The 17,118-nt window shown below is 68.6% G+C and carries 20 protein-coding genes and 1 pseudogene; 10 read left to right on the forward strand and 11 right to left on the reverse strand.

Annotated elements, in window-relative coordinates; genetic code table 11:
* Nucleotides 1-91 precede the first annotated feature (91 nt).
* Complete coding sequence (locus tag ABT158_RS37335; protein WP_352362098.1) at nt 92-745, reverse strand: DNA alkylation repair protein; 654 nt, start codon at nt 743-745, stop codon at nt 92-94.
* Between the two features lie 105 nt (nt 746-850).
* Here ABT158_RS37335 and ABT158_RS37340 point away from each other — a divergent pair, with 105 nt between their 5' ends.
* From ABT158_RS37340 to ABT158_RS37350, 3 genes are all read left to right on the forward strand, one after another.
* On the forward strand, nt 851-1,435 hold the full coding sequence (locus ABT158_RS37340; protein ID WP_352361786.1) for an ankyrin repeat domain-containing protein: 585 nt from the start codon (nt 851-853) through the stop codon (nt 1,433-1,435).
* Between the two features lie 66 nt (nt 1,436-1,501).
* Nucleotides 1,502-2,272, forward strand: coding sequence for a transposase family protein (locus ABT158_RS37345; protein WP_352361788.1), 771 nt, complete (start codon nt 1,502-1,504; stop codon nt 2,270-2,272).
* A 223-nt stretch (nt 2,273-2,495) separates the two neighbouring features.
* Complete coding sequence (locus tag ABT158_RS37350) at nt 2,496-2,729, forward strand: hypothetical protein (protein ID WP_352361790.1); 234 nt, start codon at nt 2,496-2,498, stop codon at nt 2,727-2,729.
* Nucleotides 2,730-2,767: 38 nt separating this feature from the next.
* Here ABT158_RS37350 and ABT158_RS37355 read toward each other — a convergent pair whose 3' ends face one another.
* Nucleotides 2,768-3,406 (reverse strand): TetR/AcrR family transcriptional regulator, encoded by a 639-nt coding sequence (locus ABT158_RS37355; RefSeq protein WP_352361792.1) that lies wholly within the window; start codon nt 3,404-3,406, stop codon nt 2,768-2,770.
* 86 nt (nt 3,407-3,492) lie between these two features.
* Here ABT158_RS37355 and ABT158_RS37360 point away from each other — a divergent pair, with 86 nt between their 5' ends.
* From ABT158_RS37360 to ABT158_RS37370, 3 genes and pseudogenes are all read left to right on the forward strand, one after another.
* Nucleotides 3,493-3,885, forward strand: coding sequence for a DUF1761 domain-containing protein (locus tag ABT158_RS37360; RefSeq protein WP_352361794.1), 393 nt, complete (start codon nt 3,493-3,495; stop codon nt 3,883-3,885).
* The gene (locus tag ABT158_RS37365; protein WP_352361796.1) at nt 3,882-4,292 is read left to right on the forward strand and encodes a DUF1801 domain-containing protein; all 411 of its coding nucleotides are present in this window, start codon (nt 3,882-3,884) and stop codon (nt 4,290-4,292) included. The genes ABT158_RS37360 and ABT158_RS37365 overlap by 4 nt, the downstream gene beginning before the upstream one ends.
* Nucleotides 4,293-4,320: 28 nt before the next feature.
* A pseudogene (locus ABT158_RS37370) lies at nt 4,321-4,641 on the forward strand (transposase family protein); the annotation flags it as partial.
* A gap of 538 nt (nt 4,642-5,179) precedes the next feature.
* On the opposite strand, the gene ABT158_RS37375 reads toward ABT158_RS37370, so the two are convergent.
* Nucleotides 5,180-6,040 carry a hypothetical protein gene (locus tag ABT158_RS37375; protein WP_352361798.1) on the reverse strand — a complete coding sequence of 287 codons (861 nt, stop codon included), beginning with the start codon at nt 6,038-6,040 and terminating at the stop codon, nt 5,180-5,182.
* A 410-nt stretch (nt 6,041-6,450) separates the two neighbouring features.
* Here ABT158_RS37375 and ABT158_RS37380 point away from each other — a divergent pair, with 410 nt between their 5' ends.
* Nucleotides 6,451-6,651 carry a hypothetical protein gene (locus ABT158_RS37380; RefSeq protein ID WP_352361800.1) on the forward strand — a complete coding sequence of 67 codons (201 nt, stop codon included), beginning with the start codon at nt 6,451-6,453 and terminating at the stop codon, nt 6,649-6,651.
* Between the two features lie 159 nt (nt 6,652-6,810).
* Here ABT158_RS37380 and ABT158_RS37385 read toward each other — a convergent pair whose 3' ends face one another.
* Nucleotides 6,811-7,974, reverse strand: a complete 1,164-nt coding sequence (locus ABT158_RS37385) for an acyl-CoA dehydrogenase family protein (RefSeq protein ID WP_352361802.1) — start codon at nt 7,972-7,974, stop codon at nt 6,811-6,813.
* Nucleotides 7,975-8,097: 123 nt separating this feature from the next.
* On the opposite strand from ABT158_RS37385, the gene ABT158_RS37390 reads away from it, so the two are divergent.
* On the forward strand, nt 8,098-9,411 hold the full coding sequence (locus ABT158_RS37390; RefSeq protein ID WP_352361804.1) for a UDP-glucose dehydrogenase family protein: 1,314 nt from the start codon (nt 8,098-8,100) through the stop codon (nt 9,409-9,411).
* A 101-nt stretch (nt 9,412-9,512) separates the two neighbouring features.
* On the opposite strand, the gene purE is transcribed toward ABT158_RS37390, so the two are convergent.
* From purE to ABT158_RS37405, 3 genes are all read right to left on the reverse strand, one after another.
* Nucleotides 9,513-9,989, reverse strand: coding sequence for a 5-(carboxyamino)imidazole ribonucleotide mutase (gene purE / locus ABT158_RS37395; protein ID WP_352362100.1), 477 nt, complete (start codon nt 9,987-9,989; stop codon nt 9,513-9,515).
* Between the two features lie 20 nt (nt 9,990-10,009).
* Nucleotides 10,010-11,158 carry a 5-(carboxyamino)imidazole ribonucleotide synthase gene (locus ABT158_RS37400; RefSeq protein WP_352361806.1) on the reverse strand — a complete coding sequence of 383 codons (1,149 nt, stop codon included), beginning with the start codon at nt 11,156-11,158 and terminating at the stop codon, nt 10,010-10,012.
* A gap of 79 nt (nt 11,159-11,237) precedes the next feature.
* Nucleotides 11,238-12,011 (reverse strand): hypothetical protein, encoded by a 774-nt coding sequence (locus ABT158_RS37405; RefSeq protein ID WP_352361808.1) that lies wholly within the window; start codon nt 12,009-12,011, stop codon nt 11,238-11,240.
* A gap of 227 nt (nt 12,012-12,238) precedes the next feature.
* Here ABT158_RS37405 and ABT158_RS37410 point away from each other — a divergent pair, with 227 nt between their 5' ends.
* Nucleotides 12,239-12,715, forward strand: coding sequence for a GtrA family protein (locus ABT158_RS37410; protein WP_352361810.1), 477 nt, complete (start codon nt 12,239-12,241; stop codon nt 12,713-12,715).
* Here ABT158_RS37410 and ABT158_RS37415 read toward each other — a convergent pair.
* The 3 genes from ABT158_RS37415 to ABT158_RS37425 form a co-directional block, all read right to left on the reverse strand.
* A complete protein-coding gene (locus ABT158_RS37415; RefSeq protein WP_352361812.1) occupies nt 12,699-13,976 on the reverse strand; it encodes an ATP-binding protein in 1,278 nt (425 codons plus the stop codon). The genes ABT158_RS37410 and ABT158_RS37415 overlap by 17 nt on opposite strands.
* Nucleotides 13,977-13,980: 4 nt before the next feature.
* The gene (locus ABT158_RS37420; protein WP_043620820.1) at nt 13,981-14,649 is read right to left on the reverse strand and encodes a response regulator transcription factor; all 669 of its coding nucleotides are present in this window, start codon (nt 14,647-14,649) and stop codon (nt 13,981-13,983) included.
* 268 nt (nt 14,650-14,917) lie between these two features.
* A complete protein-coding gene (locus ABT158_RS37425) occupies nt 14,918-15,457 on the reverse strand; it encodes a hypothetical protein (protein WP_352361814.1) in 540 nt (179 codons plus the stop codon).
* A 184-nt stretch (nt 15,458-15,641) separates the two neighbouring features.
* On the opposite strand from ABT158_RS37425, the gene ABT158_RS37430 reads away from it, so the two are divergent.
* Complete coding sequence (locus tag ABT158_RS37430) at nt 15,642-16,607, forward strand: GNAT family N-acetyltransferase (protein ID WP_352361816.1); 966 nt, start codon at nt 15,642-15,644, stop codon at nt 16,605-16,607.
* A gap of 1 nt (nt 16,608) precedes the next feature.
* Here the strand turns inward: ABT158_RS37430 and bfr are convergent, their stop codons facing one another.
* Nucleotides 16,609-17,094 carry a bacterioferritin gene (gene bfr / locus ABT158_RS37435; protein ID WP_352361818.1) on the reverse strand — a complete coding sequence of 162 codons (486 nt, stop codon included), beginning with the start codon at nt 17,092-17,094 and terminating at the stop codon, nt 16,609-16,611.
* Between the last annotated feature and the right edge of the window lie 24 nt (nt 17,095-17,118).

Consider the following 17,118-nt stretch of genomic DNA (forward strand, 5'->3'; position numbering starts at 1 on the left):
CCGCCCACTGCGCGGCGGTCAAATCACCTCGACCCACACAAAGATCATCTCGGAAGTGAACCACCCAGGTGATCCACTTCTGAAACAGGCCCTAGTGAGCCGCCCCGCCCTGCTCCCGGCGTACCATCTCGGCGATCCACACCGGCGCGAACGGCGACGTGCACCCCGGGGACGTCGGATAGTCCTTGAGCACCTCCAGACGCTCACCGATGTCGATGGCACGGGCGCGGTGCTCGGCGTGCTCGATCCCGATGTGAGCCAGGCAGTTGTTCATCTCCCACTGCAGACGGTCGGGCGCGTCCTTCATCTCCGCCTCGATGACGTCGAGCAGCCCCACCAGGTCGAGCCCCTCGGGCTTCTTCGCCACGCGCTCGACGGTCAACGCCCACCCGGCGCTCGCGACCAGCGGGTCAGGGTCGGCCGACCAGGCCACCCGCAGCTCTTCGGCGTACGGGCTCTTCTTCACCACGTAGTTCACGAGCCAGTCGCGCACCTTGGGCGTACGCGCCTGGCGCACCATCGTGTCCAGCTCGTCCCGCTCGAACGCCTTCGGACGGCAGACCAGCGTCGCCAGCAACCTCGCCGCGGTGTCGCCCGTCTCCCAGAGGCCGCGGGCGAGTTCCTGCTGCGTCTTCAGCCGCTTGGCGAGGGCGCGCAGCTTGCCGAGGTTCACGCCGTGATCGTCACCGTGTCTCTCGTTCACCTCGCGCGCCTTGGGATCCTCCAGCGCGGCCAGCTCGGCCATCACCTCGGTCAACGTCACCCTGGCCACCTCCTCAAAAGCAGCTCCAGCCTAAACGCGTCGTGACGTACCTTGGTGTGTCTCCGCGACCGAGCGGACAGGAACTGCATGGAACAGAACAAGGCTTCGAAGTGGGACGGCGTCACTCTGCGGTCGAGCTACAAGGGCCATCTGATCGCAGGACGCGACGAACTGGCCGACGCCGCACGTGACGGCGCCTGGTCCACAGTCTTCGAGCTGCTCGAAGAGCATCCCGAGTGGGTCAACGGCGGCAGAGTCGGCGGCACCAGCGGCTACGCCCCACTCCACCAGGCCGCCTGGCACGGCGCCGACGTCAGCGTCGTGCACCGGCTGATCGCCCGCGGCGCCTGGCGCACGCTCCGTACGGCTCAAGGAGAGCGGGCGATCGACATCGCCACCCGCCGCGGACACCACCCCCTCCTGGCACCACTCACCCCGGTCATCCACCACCCCCTGCCGGCCGGAACCCTGAGGTCGATCCAGCGCCACTTCCACGCGCTGATCCACGAACGCGCCGCCGACTCCTCAGTCATCGAAGCCGGCGATCAACTCACCGATGAACTTCACGCGGTGATCCGCCGCAGTTCGTCAAGGGAGTCTGCAGTGAGCCGTTTTCATCCTCGGCGGGTGCCTGCTGATCACAGCGTGATCGCGAGTCCGACGTTCGTCTGAAGACGCAGAGAACCCCTGATAGACGGGTGGATCCCACAATCAACACCGTCACCACCCGGGGTCCGGATGCTGTTCTATCGTGCTGCGGTCGATTGGTCGCGCTCAACGCTGAACTACGTGGCCGGCATCATCCGCCGACACCGCAAGGCCATCGGCTCCACGTGGCGACGCCTCAACCCCGCCCAGCAGGCCCTGCTGGTTCTGGTCTACCTGCGCAAAGGCGAGACTTACACCGAGCTCGCCGCCGGATTCGGCGTCTCGGTCGCCACCGCTTGGCGGTACGTGGAGGAGACCGTAGCCCTGCTGCGCGCCCGCGCTCCCAAGCTCGGCCCCGCCTTACGCAAGACCGTACGGGAAGGTCTGCACTACCTGGTGCTGGACGGCACGCTAATCCCCACCGACCGGGTGCGCGCCGACCGGCCGTACTACTCGGCCAAGCACCGCAGGCACGGGATGAACGTCCAGGTCATCGCCTCTCCGGACGGCAGCGTCGTCTGGACCTCCGGCTCGCTGCCGGACAGCACCCACGACCTGACCGCCGCCCGCACCTGGGGCATCCTGCGCGCGCCGGCCCAGGCCGGCATCCTGACCCTGGCCGACAAGGGTTACCAAGGCGCCGAAGGCCCGGTGGCCACGCCGTACAAGGGCCGCAACAAGCCCTTGCCGCAGAAGGCGGCCAACCGCTCCCACGCCCGGCTCCGGGGACCGGGTGAACGCGCCAACGCCCAGCTCAAGAGCTGGCGCGTCCTCCGCAAGCTCCGCTGCTGCCCGCACAAGGCGGGCCAGCTATGCAAGGCGATCGCCGTCCTGCAGAACTACGAGCTCGCCCACAGATGAAAAAGCCTCACTGCGCCACCGCAATCGCCTGCCTGCCATGGGGCGCCGAGCCGGCCCCGTCTCTCTGCCCGACCGACGCGTCCCACCTCCGGACGACGCGCTCCCACGGCCTTGTCCAGCCTTGGACGCTACGTCCGCCTCGGTGAGGAAACCTCCGCCCGCATCACCACCCGGAGCGGATCGTCGACGCCGCCGTACGCGGGGGCTGGCGATCAAGGAGGCGGTGGACGTGTACCGGATCATCTGGCACTACACCGCCCGCGAGATCAGCCGCCGGGCGGCGGCTCGCAAGCGACGAGAAGAAGGCGGACCCACCTATCGGGAGCGCGTCTTCGCCGAACTGGACGCCGAGGAGTTCCCCCGGCTGAGCACGGTGGCGAGGCGATGGGAAGACCTGACCGCCCGCTACACCTACGCCAAGGGCGTACGCGCCCTGGTGAACGGCCTTCTCCCCTGAACGCGATCGCCCCCGCAATAGGCCGAGTGTGTCGCCCCCTAGCTACCGGCGGCGAAGGCGGCGAGGAAGATGCGGGTGCCCTCGTCGGCCAGGGCGGTCAGTTCCTCCGGGGAGCCGACGGACGCGTCGCCCAGGAAGGCGGCTCGGTTGGTGGGGATCGAAACGATCAGCCAGGTGAACATGTAGGCGGCGCGCTCGGGGTCCGGGGTGTTCAGCAGGCCGCGTTCGGTGAGCTTCGCGAAGGTCTGCGCGAGGAGCTTTAGGGTACGGTCCCAACTCCGTTCGAAGTACTCACGTCCGATGGCCGGGAAACGCTCCGCCTCGGCGACGACGAGGCGTCGCATCTGGAGTATCTCCGGGTTCATCAACCCTGCGAGCGTCATCCGGGCGTGGTCCCGCAGGGCTGTCTCGAGGTCGTCCACTTCGGCGAGCGCGAGGATCATGGGCTTGAAGTGCTCGTAGCCGCGATCGACGGTGTCCAGCACGACGCCGGCGAACAGTTGCTCCTTGTCGGCGAAGTACTGGTACACCGTCCGTTTCGAGGCGCCCGCCGCGGCGGCCACCGCGTCCATGCTCGTGCCGACGTAACCGTGGGCGGTGAACACCGACCGTGCGGCCGTGAGAATCTCCTGGCGCTTGCGCGCTGAGCGGGCCTCAGCCCGTGTCGAAGCGGACAACGAACTACCTCCTTGACAGAGGATACTACACGGTTTAGTTTACGAACCGCGTAAACGGTACCGTTTAGTTTACTTAGGAGGTGAACGTGGGAAGCTCGATCTCCGTCATCGCCGCGGCAATCGTGGCGTTCGTGTTCAGTTCGGCCTACTACGCCCTGCTCACACCGGTCGAGAAGCGCCTGCTGGGTGAGCGCGCCCCGGACCGGGGCGATCGGCCGCCGCCACTGAAGATCCTTCTGGAGCTGGCGCGCAGCCTCGTGGTCGCCGCCGTGATCGCGGGCTTGGCCCGGTACGCCGGCCTCACCGGCATGTGGTCGGCGGTGGTGCTCGGCCTCGTGCTCTGGGTCGGGTTCCCGGCAGTGCTGCTCACCGGGTCCATGATGTGGGAGAAGACCCCCGCCGCCACCGCAGCGCTGCACGCGGGCGACTGGCTGATCAAGATTCTCGTCATCTCGGCGATTGTGGGTGCCTGGCTGTGAACGACGTACGCCCCTATGAGACCGACCCGCGCGTGGACGACTACATCAAAGCCCTGCCCGAGTGGCAGCAGGACATCTGCCAGCAGGTCCGGGACCTCATCCATGCCGCCGACCCCGAAGTCACCGAGACCATCAAGCGAACCGTCCGGCCCTACTTCGTGCTGCAGGGCAACGTGTGCGCGTTTCTCGCCGCGAAGGACCACGTCAACGTGTTCCTGTACGACGGCGGCATTGTCCCTGACCCCGAAGGGATCATCACGGCCGGCCACGACAACAAGACCGCCCGTACGGTGGCGTTCCGCGAAGGTGAGACGATCAACGCTCCTGCCCTCATCGCGATGTTCCGGCAGATCATCGCCGACAACCGGGCCGGCGGGTGGCGCAAACTTAAGGATCAACGCAGGTAGGCCGCTGTAGGGGTGCCACCGGAATACGGCCTACTCGGCCAAGCACCGCAGGCACGGGATGAACGTCCAGGTCATCGCCTCTCCGGACGGCAGCGTCGTCTGGACCTCCGGCTCGCTGCCGGGCAGCGCCCACGACCTGACCGCCGCCTGCGCCTGGGGCATCCTGCGCGCGCCGGCCCAGGCCGGCATCCTGACCCTGGCCGACAAGGGTTACCAAGGCGCCGAAGGCCCGGTGGCCACGCCGTACAAGGGCCGCAACAAGCCCTTGTCGCAGAAGGCGGCCAACCGCTCCCACGCCCGGCTCCGGGGACCGGGTGAACGCGCCAACGCCCAGCTCAAGAGCTGGCGCGCCGCCGTCAAAGAAGTTCGCAGTATAGGCAGGGTGGTGCTCCAGGTCCAGTCGGACTGGACCTGGAGAAGCTCCACTCAGATTGATGAGATCTTACTGATGGACGTCAAATCCTCCACTTATGAGGAAGCCTGCGATATTGCATAGGAGCGCTTACGTCAACTCGGCTGGCCTGCACGCGGGAACGACGGCTTGGAGTCGCACAAATGGGGCCATATAGCGATTTCTTTCAATTCGCTCGACAACCTGGATGCGTACGGACCCCTGAAACGGCCACTACGAGATGCAGCTCTGGCGGATCCGGCAATTTATTCTTCAGTCATAATTGTTGATCTCGCCCCTCTGAGTTGTGCCTCCATTGCCGCATAGTCCGGTCGGAGAGACGATGCAGGCAGGCGCGTGGGCGGCGCGACCGCGACCGGCCGAAGATCCGCAGCGCAGCCGGCGACCACCCGACGCAGAACGATCCGCCCGTACTGGCGATCGGGCGGAGTGTTCTTTCCATATGCCTTACCTCGACCAGGTCAGCGCTCTCCGACTACAGCCACGCCTCATCGCGAGGATCAACTACGGCGAGATCATCTGCTCTGGCGCCGGCGGATGTCTGGTTCAGGCCTCCCACGGAGCTTTCTGCCTGCATGGCAGCGATGAAGAAATCCTTCGAACCAGCCCTACCTGCCCTTTTGTACTTGATGGCTAGCTCGTACGCCGCGTTGACCAGTTGAAGACCTTGCAGCCGGAGAGCAGCAGCTGCAGGGATCTTGCCCATGGCCCTGCCTTTCCAGAAGGACGCCTTGTCCCGCCAGTACGCCACTTCCTCCGGATCGGTACCGCCACTTTCCAGCTCAACGGCCTCGCATGCCAACAGGACAGCCAACTCGTAGGCAGCCTGAGCATCTCCATCCTCAGCCTGCTTGAGTCGTCGGCTCGCCAGACGCCCCCAACTGCCTGGCATGCGTTCGTCAGGCAGTGAGGTCCTCCGCGAAGGGCCTTCTCCGGGAGCCGGCTCCAAGACGTCATCAGCGATGGGGGCGTCCGCAGGTTCCCCGATGCTGCCGTGGGTCGCGACGTGAAGCTGCGACGCGGATAAGTCGCCCTCCTCCTCCGCCTTCGCGGCCCGCCAGAGCTGACCGAACTCCCTTACCAGGGACTCCTGGGGAGCAATGTCGAGGTTCGACTTGACGGCGATGCGGTGGCACACGACCACCAGCATGCGTACAAGCAACCAGTCGGGAGTCCTCTTGGACTTCCCGCTGATGAGGTCGCAAGCGGTGGCTCGCGGGAGATGTCGGAGCCAGTCACCGTCCTCCTCATCCGCCTCGGCGATGACGCGTTCGGCTTCCCTGGAGAGCATCTGATATGACGGCTGGCCCGCTTCGGCGTAGTACAGCTTTCTCATCCGCGTCGCAAGCAACGCTAGGCGGGTGCCGCCCGGGCTGGCTCCATTCATGATCCAACCTGTTCAGGATCGTGTGCCCATTGTGGGCGGAAGGGGTTAGGCCGAGGCGGAGGAAGGTGCACTCCACCCTCGAGCCCGAGAAGTAACCATGGTCCCACAGGTCAGACTCGTAGGCGTTCACCACGCTGCGCCCGACATACCCGAGTCGATCCAATCGTCCCAATGCTTCCGGATACGTCCGCCCGCATCCGGAGCATCGGCCCGGTCATCCGGAGAGGACTCGTCAGCATCCGGGTTTGATCAACGTTGAGTGCGTGCGGCTCACGCTCTGCTACTCGTACTCTCATGAACTTCCACATAGCGCCCAGAGGGAGCAAATGCTGGGCCATCACTCAAGAGGGGAACGAGGCGTGAGCAAGGCAAACCTCATCTGGTGGGCCATCGTGGGCGCCCTGCTCTCACTCTTGATCGGCGTTGCTGGTTCCTTGCTTGCCTTGGGCAACGGGGACGCGGTCGCCGAAGCCATCATCTTCGGCGCGGAGGCCGCCGGCGGATGCGCAGGACTATGGATCGCAGCCACTGCTGCCATACATACGGTGCTCAAACGGTAGGCCGCAGTCACGTCACACATGGGTGGCAGACAGAAGACCGCTCTGCCTGCTCCCTGATCTGCGGAACGGATACGGAACAGTAATCCTGTTGGCACCGCGCCAAGACTGAGACACCCTCGCTTGTGACATCGCACAGGCGGGGGTATCCCAGGTCAGGGGCTACTTGAGGAGTTGGCGGGCCATCACCATGCGCTGGATCTGGTTGGTGCCCTCGTAGATCTGGGTGATCTTGGCGTCGCGCATCATGCGTTCCACCGGGAAGTCCTTCGTGTACCCGTACCCGCCCAGGAGCTGGACCGCGTCCGTGGTGATCTCCATGGCGGCGTCCGAGGCGGCGCACTTGGCGGCGCTCGACAGGAACGTCAGGTCCTTCTGCGGCCGGCCGTGCATCGCCAGCTCGCTCTTGGCGGCTGCGCGGTACGTCAGCTGCCTGGCCGCCTCCAGCTTCATCGCCATGTCGGCGATCATGAACTGCAGGCCCTGGAAGTCGCCGATCGGGCGGCCGAACTGCTTGCGTTCCTTGACGTAGCCGATCGCGTAGTCGAGGGCGCCCTGGGCGATGCCCAGCGCCTGGGCGGCGATGGTGACGCGGGTGTGGTCGAGGGTGGCGAGGGCCGTCTTGAAGCCGGTGCCGGGCTCGCCGATCATGCGGGACGCCGGGATGCGGACGTTCTCCAGGATCACTTGGCGGGTCGGCGAGGCCTTGATGCCGAGCTTCTTCTCCTTCGGCCCGAAGGAGACGCCTTCGTCGGACTTCTCCACCACGAAGGCGGAGATGCCCCGGGCGCCGGCGGACGGGTCCGTCACGGCCATCAGCGTGTAGTACTCGGAGACGCCGGCGTTGGTGATCCACATCTTGGTGCCGTTGAGCACGTAGTGGTCGCCGTCGAGGACCGCGCGGGTCTTCATGGCGGCGGCGTCGGAGCCCGCCTCCGGCTCGGACAGCGCGTACGAGAACATGGCCTCGCCCCGCGCCACCGGCGCCAGGTAACGCTGCTTGAGCTCCTCGGACGCCGAGAGCAGCAGCGGCACGGTGCCCAGCTTGTTCACGGCCGGGATGAGCGAGGACGACGCGCAGGCCCGCGCGACCTCCTCGATGACGATCACCGCGGCCAGCGCGTCCGCCCCGGCGCCCCCGTACTCCTCGGGGACGTGCACGGCGTGCAGGTCGGCGGCGACGAGGGCCTTGTAGACGTCCCAGGGGAACTCTTCGGACTCGTCGGCGGCCGCGGCCTGCGGCGCGATCTTCTCGTCGGCCAGGGCGCGGACCGTCTCCCTGAGCATGTCGTGCTCTTCGGCGGGCGCATAGAGAGGGAAGCTCATGCGTAGATACTAGGACGTCCGAGCACTTTGTTACCAGCTAGTACGGTTTGCGAACAGGAGGAGGTGGCACGAAGGAGGTAGCGAAGGCCGGTAGCATGCCTGGCGATCGAAAGGAGCTCGCTCGTGCCATATCGCCTCACGGTGATCGGGACCGGATACCTGGGCATCACGCATGCGTCCTGCATGGCGGATCTCGGATTCGAAGTCCTTGGCCTCGACATTGACGCGGACAAGATCCGCCGGCTGAACAACGGTGAGCTCCCCATCCACGAGCCCGGGCTGGAACCCGTGCTCCGCCGTGGGCTCGACTCCGGACGCCTTCGCTTCACCAGCTCCTACGAAGAGGTCGCGGCCTTCGGCGACGTGCACTTCGTCTGCGTCGGCACACCGCAGAAGAAGGGCGAGTACGCCGCGGACGTGTCGTACATGGACAGCGCCATCGAGTCGCTCGCGCCGCTTCTCGACCGCGAGTGCCTGGTCGTCGGCAAGTCCACCGTGCCGGTCGGCACCGCCGAGCGCATGGCCGACAAGCTCGCCCGCCTGTCGCCGGCGGGCGTCGGCGTCGAGCTGGCGTGGAACCCCGAGTTCCTGCGCGAGGGCTTCGCGGTGGAGGACACCCTCCACCCCGACCGCATCGTGCTCGGCGTGCGCTCGGAGCGGGCCGAGAAGGTGCTGCGCGACGTGTACGCGCCGCTCGGGGACGTCCCGTTCGTGGTGACCGACTTCGCGACGTCGGAGCTGGTCAAGACGGCGGCCAACGCCTTCCTCGCCACCAAGATCTCCTTCATCAACGCCATGGCCGAGGTCTGCGAGGCCGCGCACGCCGACGTCAAGCAGCTGTCCGAGGCGCTCTCGTACGACGACCGCATCGGCGGGCGCTTCCTCAACGCCGGGCTCGGCTTCGGCGGCGGCTGCCTGCCCAAGGACATCAGGGCCTTCATGGCACGGGCCGGCGAGCTGGGCGCCGACCAGGCGCTGACGTTCCTGCGCGAGGTCGACGCGATCAACATGCGCCGCCGCGCCCGCATGGTCGACCTGGCCAGGGAGCTGGCGGGCGGCTCGTTCCACGGGTGCACGGTCGGCGTGCTGGGCGCGGCCTTCAAGCCGAACTCGGACGACATTCGCGACTCCCCCGCCCTGGACGTCGCCGTGACGATCGGCCACCAGGGCGGACAGGTCACCGTCTACGACCCGATCGCGCTCGACAACGCTCGTAAGGCTCACCCGGAGCTGAACTACGGCGAGTCGGCCGTCGAGGCGGTCCGCGGGGCGCACGTGGTGCTGCTGCTGACGGAGTGGAAAGAGTTCCTGGAGCTCGATCCGGAGGAGCTGGGCGCGGTGGTCGCGACCCGGCGCATCGTCGACGGCCGCAACGCGCTCAACTCCGAGGTGTGGCGCTCGGCCGGTTGGCACTACCGGGCGCTCGGCCGCCCGTAACCCCGCCGCGGCGCCCTTCCGAACGCCCGGGACCCCTCACCTCGGGGAACCGGGCGCCCGGGAAAGCCCGATCTGCCCCTGGACGGCCCTGAGTTGCCTGCTCAGAGCTCTGCGGCCTCCGCGCGCAGCTTCTCACCCTTGGCGTACGCCTGCTCCTTGAGACGCCCCTGGAACTCCTCCATGCGCTCGCGCAGCCCGGCGTCGGACGCCCCGAGGATGCGGACGGCCAGCAGCCCCGCGTTGCGCGCGCCCCCGACCGCCACCGTGGCCACCGGCACCCCGGCCGGCATCTGGACGATCGACAGCAGGGAGTCCATCCCGTCGAGGTACTTCAGCGGCACCGGCACCCCGATCACCGGCAGCGGCGTCACCGAGGCCAGCATGCCGGGCAGGTGCGCCGCCCCGCCGGCCCCCGCGATGATCACCCGGATGCCGCGCGCGGCCGCCTGCCGGCCGTACTCGATCATCTCGACCGGCATGCGGTGGGCCGAGACGACGTCGGCCTCGAACGGCACCCCGAACTCCGCCACGGCCTCGGCCGCGGCCTTCATCACGGGCCAGTCGGAATCCGACCCCATGACGATCCCGATTCGCTCTGTCACGTGTACTCCCCGGTCATGAGGTAGACGGCGGCGTGGCGGGCGCGGGCGCGAACCTTGTCGAGGTCGGCGCCCAGGGCCGTGACGTGGCCGATCTTGCGGCCCGGACGCACTTCCTTGCCGTAGAAGTGCAGCTTGATGCCGGGGTCGTGGGCCAGCACGTGCTCGTAGCGCTTGAACAGGTCGGGGTCGTCGCCGCCCAGCAGGTTGGCCATGACGACGACCGGGGCGGTCATCGCGGGCGAACCGAGCGGCAGGTCGAGCACGGCCCGCAGGTGCTGCTCGAACTGGGACGTGGTGGAGCCCTCGATCGTCCAGTGGCCGCTGTTGTGGGGGCGCATGGCCAGCTCGTTCACCACGAGGCCGTCGGCGGTCTGGAACAGCTCAACCGCCAGCAGCCCGGTCACGCCCAGCTCGTGGGCGATCTTCAGGCCGATGCGCTGGGCGACGGCGGCCTCCTCAGGGTCCATGCCGGGGGCGGGGGCGATCACCTCGACGCAGATGCCGTCCTGCTGCACGGTCTCCACGACCGGGTAGCTGACGCCCTGCCCGTGGGGCGAGCGGGCCACCAGCACCGCGAGCTCCCGCTCGAACGGCACGAACGCCTCGGCCATCAGCTCGACGCCGGTGGCGAACGCCTCGGCCACGTCGTCGGGGGTGCGGCAGACCCACACGCCGCGCCCGTCGTAGCCGCCGCGCACCGACTTCAGCACGACCGGCCAGCCGTGCTCGTCGGCGAACGCCGCGACGTCCGCTACCGAGGCGACCCGGGCCCAGGCGGGACAGGGCGCGCCGATGGCGGTCAGCCGTTCGCGCATGACGGCCTTGTCCTGGGCGTGCACGAGCGCGTCGGCGCCCGGGTGCACGGCGTGGCCGTCGGCGATCAGGGCCCTGATGTGCTCGGTCGGCACGTGCTCGTGGTCGAACGTGATCGCGTCGCAGCCCTGGGCGAACGCCCGCAGGTCGGCCAGGTCGCGGTAGTCTCCGACCTGGGTGTCGACGATCACTCGTGCGGCGCTCTCCCCGGGGGCGGCGGCCAGCACCCGCAGCTCGATCCCGAGCGCGATGGCCGGCGGCTGCGTCATCCGGGCGAGCTGACCGGCGCCGACGATGCCGACGACCGGCCCGATGGGACTGTAGGAACTCACGTGAGGTGAGCTTACCGGGACGGAACGACTACCTCGCCGTTGTCAACTTCCGCCCTCCCGCCGCAGCACCACGCCGCCGTCAACCGGCGCGCCCCCGGCGCAGCCCGAGCGTCCTGATCCGGTTGCCCGTGCCGACCAGGCTGGCCATGACCACCAGATCCGTGCGCCCTCCCTCGTACGTGAGCCGCAGGGCGTCGAACACCAGGACGGAACCGGCGGCCACCGGGATCGCGAGGGTACGCGTGCCGAACAGCTCGACGTCGGCGCGGTTCGCGGTGACGTCCTTGAGCAGCCCGCGCAGCGGATCCCCCGGCGGGAAGCGCACGCCCGCCACCCCGGCCGGGTCGGTGAGGTACGTCAGGTGCCGCTGCGGCACCAGCCGGGCCTGCCTGACCAGCGACGCCGGCGCCTCGGCGGCCTCCCGCGCCGGTTCGCCGGGCACCGGGACCGGCCCCGCGCCCAGCCGCCAGCGGCCGTCCTCCAGGAAGAACAGGTAGTACGCGGGCGACGGCTCGCGGGCCAGCGCGGCGAACCAGTCGCCCGCGTCGGGCAGCACGTAGACGGGGTCGGCGGGACGGGCTGGACGGCCGTTCCGGGTCGCCTCGCAGGCACGGCCGTCCAGCGTCCGCTCCGCCCACGTGGTCAGCTCCCGTACGGCGGCGCAGTCCTGCCGCCGCCAGGCCCCGTCGAGCTGCCCGAGCAGCGAGAACGCCTGCTCGGCGGTCGCCGGGTCGACCCGTGGCGCGGCTGCCGGGGCAGGCGTGCGGTCCTCCTGGAGCACCGGGGCGCCGCCGGTCGCGCCACAGCCCGCGGTGAGCAGGGCCAGGACCAACGCGAGCAGTCGAAGCGGCACAGGTGGCTCCCGGGAGGGCGGCCGTCTGGAGCGGCAGGTCCGACATCGCGGGCGGGCCCGCGATCTGAACGGCAGCGTAATGCCGATCTTTCAGAAATGCCGCCCATAAGACGATATTTCTAGAAGTGGTCTTTGCGGGGTATGTTCGGCCCTCTGACACCGGCCGTACGACATCGCCGGTACGCTGAGGTGGTCAGTCTCGACGAGGGAAAGGACCGAGCGCGGACGTGGAGTTTGCCAAGCGCCTCTACCAGCGGTTCGAGTCCCTGGTTCACGAACTGGCCAAATTCGGGAGCATTGGGGCCGTCGCCTTTCTGCTCGACACGGGTGTCTACAACCTCTTCCTGCTCGGCTTCGAGTGGGGCCCCCTCACCTCCAAGGTGCTCGCCACCACGCTCTCGGCGACCTTCGCCTACCTGGGCAACCGCTTCTGGACCTTCCGCCACCGCGAGCAGAGCGGCCTCGGCCGCGAATACTTCCTGTTCTTCCTGCTCAACGGCGTCGCCCTGCTCTTCGGCCTGCTGGTGATCGGCTTCACCAAGTACACCCTCCACCTGCACGACGGCCTGAGCCTGAACATCGCCAACTTCGCCGGCGTCGGCCTCGGCACGCTGTTCCGCTACTGGTCGTACAAGAAGTGGGTGTTCCTGGAGGCCACCGAGCCGATCCCGGTGGAGCTGCCGGAGCTCAGGCAGGACCGCTGACCACGCGGTTCCTGCTGTCCTCCTCGGCCGGGCGCAGGAAGATGGCGAACGTCGCCGGCCGGCGGCGCACCAGTTCCAGCCGTCCGCCGTCGGCGGCGGCCAGCGCGCGGGCGAGAGTGAGCCCGAGGCCGGTGCCGCCACCGCCGCTGACGTTCCGTTCGAAGATCTTGGGTGCGATCTCGTCGGCGATGCCGGGGCCCTCGTCGGCGACCTCGATCACGATGTAGTTGTCGCCGCAGGTGCTGGTGACGGTGACCGTGCCGCCGCCGTGGCGCAGGGAGTTCTCCAGCAGCGAGGCGATGACCTGGCCGAAGCCGCCGGTGGTGGCCATCGCCTTCAGCCCGCGGGTGCCGTCGAGGTGCAGCGTGCGGCCCGCCTCGCGGAAGACCGGCTCCCACTCGGTGATCTGCTGGATGAGCACCTCGTCGATGGCGACGGGCTCGGCCTGGGCGTGGCGCTGGCGACGGGCCGCCGCGAGCAGCTCGTCGATCACCGCGGTCAGGCGCTCGGCCTGCACGATGGCTGCCTCGCCCTCCTCGCGGACGACCTCCGGCTCGTTCGAGGCGGCGACGATCTCCTCCAGGCGCATGGTCAGGCCGGTCAGGGGCGTGCGGAGCTGATGGGAGGCGTCGGTGGCGAACTCGCGTTCGCGGGTGAGCAGGTCGGAGATGCGGGTGGCGCTGCGGTCGAGCACCTGGGCCACGCGGTCCAGCTCGGGGATGCCGTAGCGGTGCTTGCTGGGCCGCGCGTCGCCCGACCCCAGCCGCTCGGCGATCTTCGCCAGGTCCTGCAGGGGCAGCGTCAGTCTGCGTGACTGCACGACGGCCAGGCTGACGGCCACCGCGAGCGCCGCGACGGCCAGCGCCACGATCAGCAGCAGCCTGGCCCGGACGTCGCGCTCGACCTGATCCCGGTCACGACTGATCCGGACGTAGACACCGGTGTTGGTCTGTGCGTCCTCGGTCATCAGGTGACCCGACGCCGGCGCCGTGCCGACGACGGTCACCCGCAGAGGGGTTCCGCGTTCCCAGATCTGGATGTACCTGCCCGGGTACTTCTGCTCCAGTTGTTGCGGGTCGAGCGGGGTCTCCTGGACCCGGGCGTACTCGACCTCGCCCACAAGACGTTTGGCTTCCGCCCCGAGCTCCTGAGCCGCCTCGTCGACGATCAGACGACTGACCACGACGCCCAGGGGGACCCCCAGCAACAGGACCGCGATGACCGCGACGACCAGTGTGGAGGAGAGCAGTCGACGGCGCATGCGCCTACTCGCGTTCGAACCGGAAGCCGACTCCCCGGACCGTCGTGATGTATCGGGGCTTGGCGGCATCGTCGCCGAGTTTGCGGCGCAGCCAGGAGATGTGCATGTCGAGGGTCTTGGTGGAACCCCACCAGTTGGTGTCCCACACCTCGCGCATGATCTGCTCCCGGGTGACGACCTTGCCGGCGTCGCGGACCAGGACCCGCAGCAGGTCGAACTCCTTGGTCGTCAGGTGCAGCTCCTTCTCCCCCATCCAGGCGCGGCGGGAGTCGGCGTCGATGCGGACCCCCTGCACGACCGGGGTCTCGGAGGTGCCGCGCCGCAGCAGCGCGCGCACCCGGGCGAGCAACTCGGCCAGCCGGAACGGCTTGGTCACGTAGTCGTCGGCGCCGGCGTCGAGGCCGACGACGGTGTCCACCTCGTCGACGCGGGCCGTGAGTATCAGAACCGGGGTGCCGTGCCCCTCGGCACGGATCCGGCGGGCGACCTCCAGACCGTCCATCTCTGGCAGCCCGAGGTCGAGAACGATGAGGTCGATGCCGCCCGACAGGGCCCTCTCCAGGGCCTGCGGGCCGTCGGGGCTCACCTCTACCTGATAGCCCTCGCGGCGTAGCGCACGCGCGAGTGGCTCGGAGATCGAGGTGTCATCCTCGGCGAGAAGTACGCAGGTCATGAAGCGATCGTAGGACCTTAGGCGATCGTTTCCCGGGCACAGCGCGCGGTTTGACTTGTCGTTGACCTATCCATTGACCTGGGCAAACGAAGCTAAATAAGGGTTAGTCGTGATTAAATTACCGCGATTATCGAGGGGAAAACACAAAGCGCTCCAGGCTTTCCCATCACACCACGGACGCCCGCATCCGCGGGACGCGTCGCCCTCTGGCGCGGCGCCCGGAGCGTGATACCCCGATCCGGGCGCCGGAATGCCTGGAACGTGCCGTTCAGAGCCAGCTCGACCGGACGGAGGCCGCCGGGCCGCCGGCCGGGGCGGTGCCGAGCTCGCCGGCGCGTACCCGGTCGAGCAGGCGGCGGACCGTGTCGACGATCTCGGGGGCGGTCTCCCGCAGGCTCGCCGCGTCGTCCGGGCCGACCTCGGCGGGATCGACGCCCGACTGCCGCAGCACGCCGTCGAGGTCGGCCAGCCGCTCCCCCAGCCACTTCAGCGGCTCGGCCGACAGCTCCTCGTCGAACACCCGCCGGTCGGGCTCCCAGCCGCTGGAGCCCGGGTGGTGGTGCGTACGGTCGAAGCTGCCCGGCGTGCCGTCGACCGACTCCAGCAGGTCGACCCGCCAGATGAGCTCATCGACGACGATCGGACGGGCCGAGTAGATCGACCCCTTGAGCTCGCCCGGCGCGAGCCTGCGGATCTCCAGGCGCACGCCGTGCTCGGCGCCCTCCTGGTGCTCCCCCGGGTCGGGGTCGACGAAGTACAGGTCGCCGACGGCCACGCCGATGCGCTCGAAGCCGAAGAGATAGAGCATGGAGACCACTCCCTCACAGGTGTCCTGGGCTCGCCTCCCCCAGTATCCGTCAGGCCGCCGTGGACGGCCCGGGGGCGGTGGGGCCGGAGAGAACGGGGGCTCTGGTCCAGGACGCCGGATTGTCCCGACATCCGTACACTGCGGCCATTGGGGTGCCGTGCCGGGCTCGCCTAGGCTGCGGGCCATGAGCCTGAAGTGGGGACCGCTGACCCGTGACGACGCCGAGCCGCTCGCCGACCTGCTGACCGCGATCGAGGCCGAGGACAGGACCGGCGAGGTCCACGACCTCGAAGACGTACGGAAGCAGCTCTCCCACCCCCTGCTCGACCTGGACGCGGGCACCCTCGCGGCCCGGGACGCCGGCAGGATCGTCGCCTACGGCTACCTGCCGGTCAGGCAGTCCGTGACCGACGCCCACACCATGCGCATGCTGGGCGGCGTGCACCCCGGACACCGCAGGCGCGGCCTCGGCCGGCGCCTGCTCGACTGGGGCATCGACACGGCGCCCGTGCTGAGCGCCAAGGCCTTTCCCGGCGTCCCGCTGGAGCTCCACCTCAACGTGTACGACGCCAACGCCGGTCTCAAGGCGCTGGCCGAAGGCGCCGGGTTCACCCCGAACCGCTGGTTCGCCTACATGGGACGGTCACTCGCCGGAGAGCTGCCCCGGTTCACGCCCCCCGACGGCGTGTCCGTCGTCACCTGGGCCCCCGAGTTCGACGAGGGCGCCCGCCAGGCGCGCAACGAGTCGTTCGTCGACCACTGGGGCAACGTCCCGCACACGCCGGAGAGCTGGCAGGCCTACATCGTCGGCACCCGGCACTTCCTCCCCGAGTCCTCGTTCGTGGCCCTGCACGAGGGACAGGTCGTGGGCATGCTGCTCACGCACACGTTCGAGGGGTACAACGAGCAGGCCGGGGCGCGCCGGGCCTGGATCCAGATCATCGGCACGCTCCGCGAGTGGCGCGGCAAGGGCGTGGCGAGCGCGATGATCGCGTGCGCGCTGGCCGCCTACCGCGACCAGGGGTTCGACACCGCGGGGCTGGGCGTCGACGCGCACAACCCGACGGGAGCCGTCGGCGTCTACACCCGCGCCGGCTTCGAGCCCCTCCTGCGCAGCGCCAACTACACCCTGCCGCTGACCATCGGCTGATCTAGTCGTCGACGGACTGGGGCTCGGCGTAGCGGGCGAGGTAGAGCTGCTCGCCCAGGCTGCGCATCAGGCCCAGCTCGGTCTCCAGGTAGTCGATGTGCTCCTCCTCGTCCTCGAGGATGTCCTCGAAGATGCGGGCGGAGGTGATGTCGCCCTTCTCCCTCATCAGCTGGATCGCCGGGCGCAGCCGTTCGACCACCGCCAGCTCGACCTCCAGGTCGGCCTTGAGCTGCTCCTCGACGGTCTGGCCGATGTGCAGCGTGCCGAGGCGCTGGTAGTTGGGCAGCCCTTCGAGGAACAGGATGCGGTCGGTCAGCCGTTCGGCGTGGCGCATCTCCTCGAAGGACTCGTCGCGCGTGTGCTTGGCCAGCTTGGTGTATCCCCAGTTCTCCTGCATCTTCGCGTGCAGGAAGTACTGGTTGATCGCCGTGAGCTCGGCGGTCAGCTGTTCGTTGAGGAGTTCGATGATCTGCTTGTCGCCCTGCATGAACGGGCCCCTCGTCACGGTGCG

Origin of the sequence: Nonomuraea sp. NPDC001636, assembly GCF_040298265.1 — a bacterium.
Taxonomy (GTDB): Bacteria; Actinomycetota; Actinomycetes; order Streptosporangiales; family Streptosporangiaceae; genus Nonomuraea.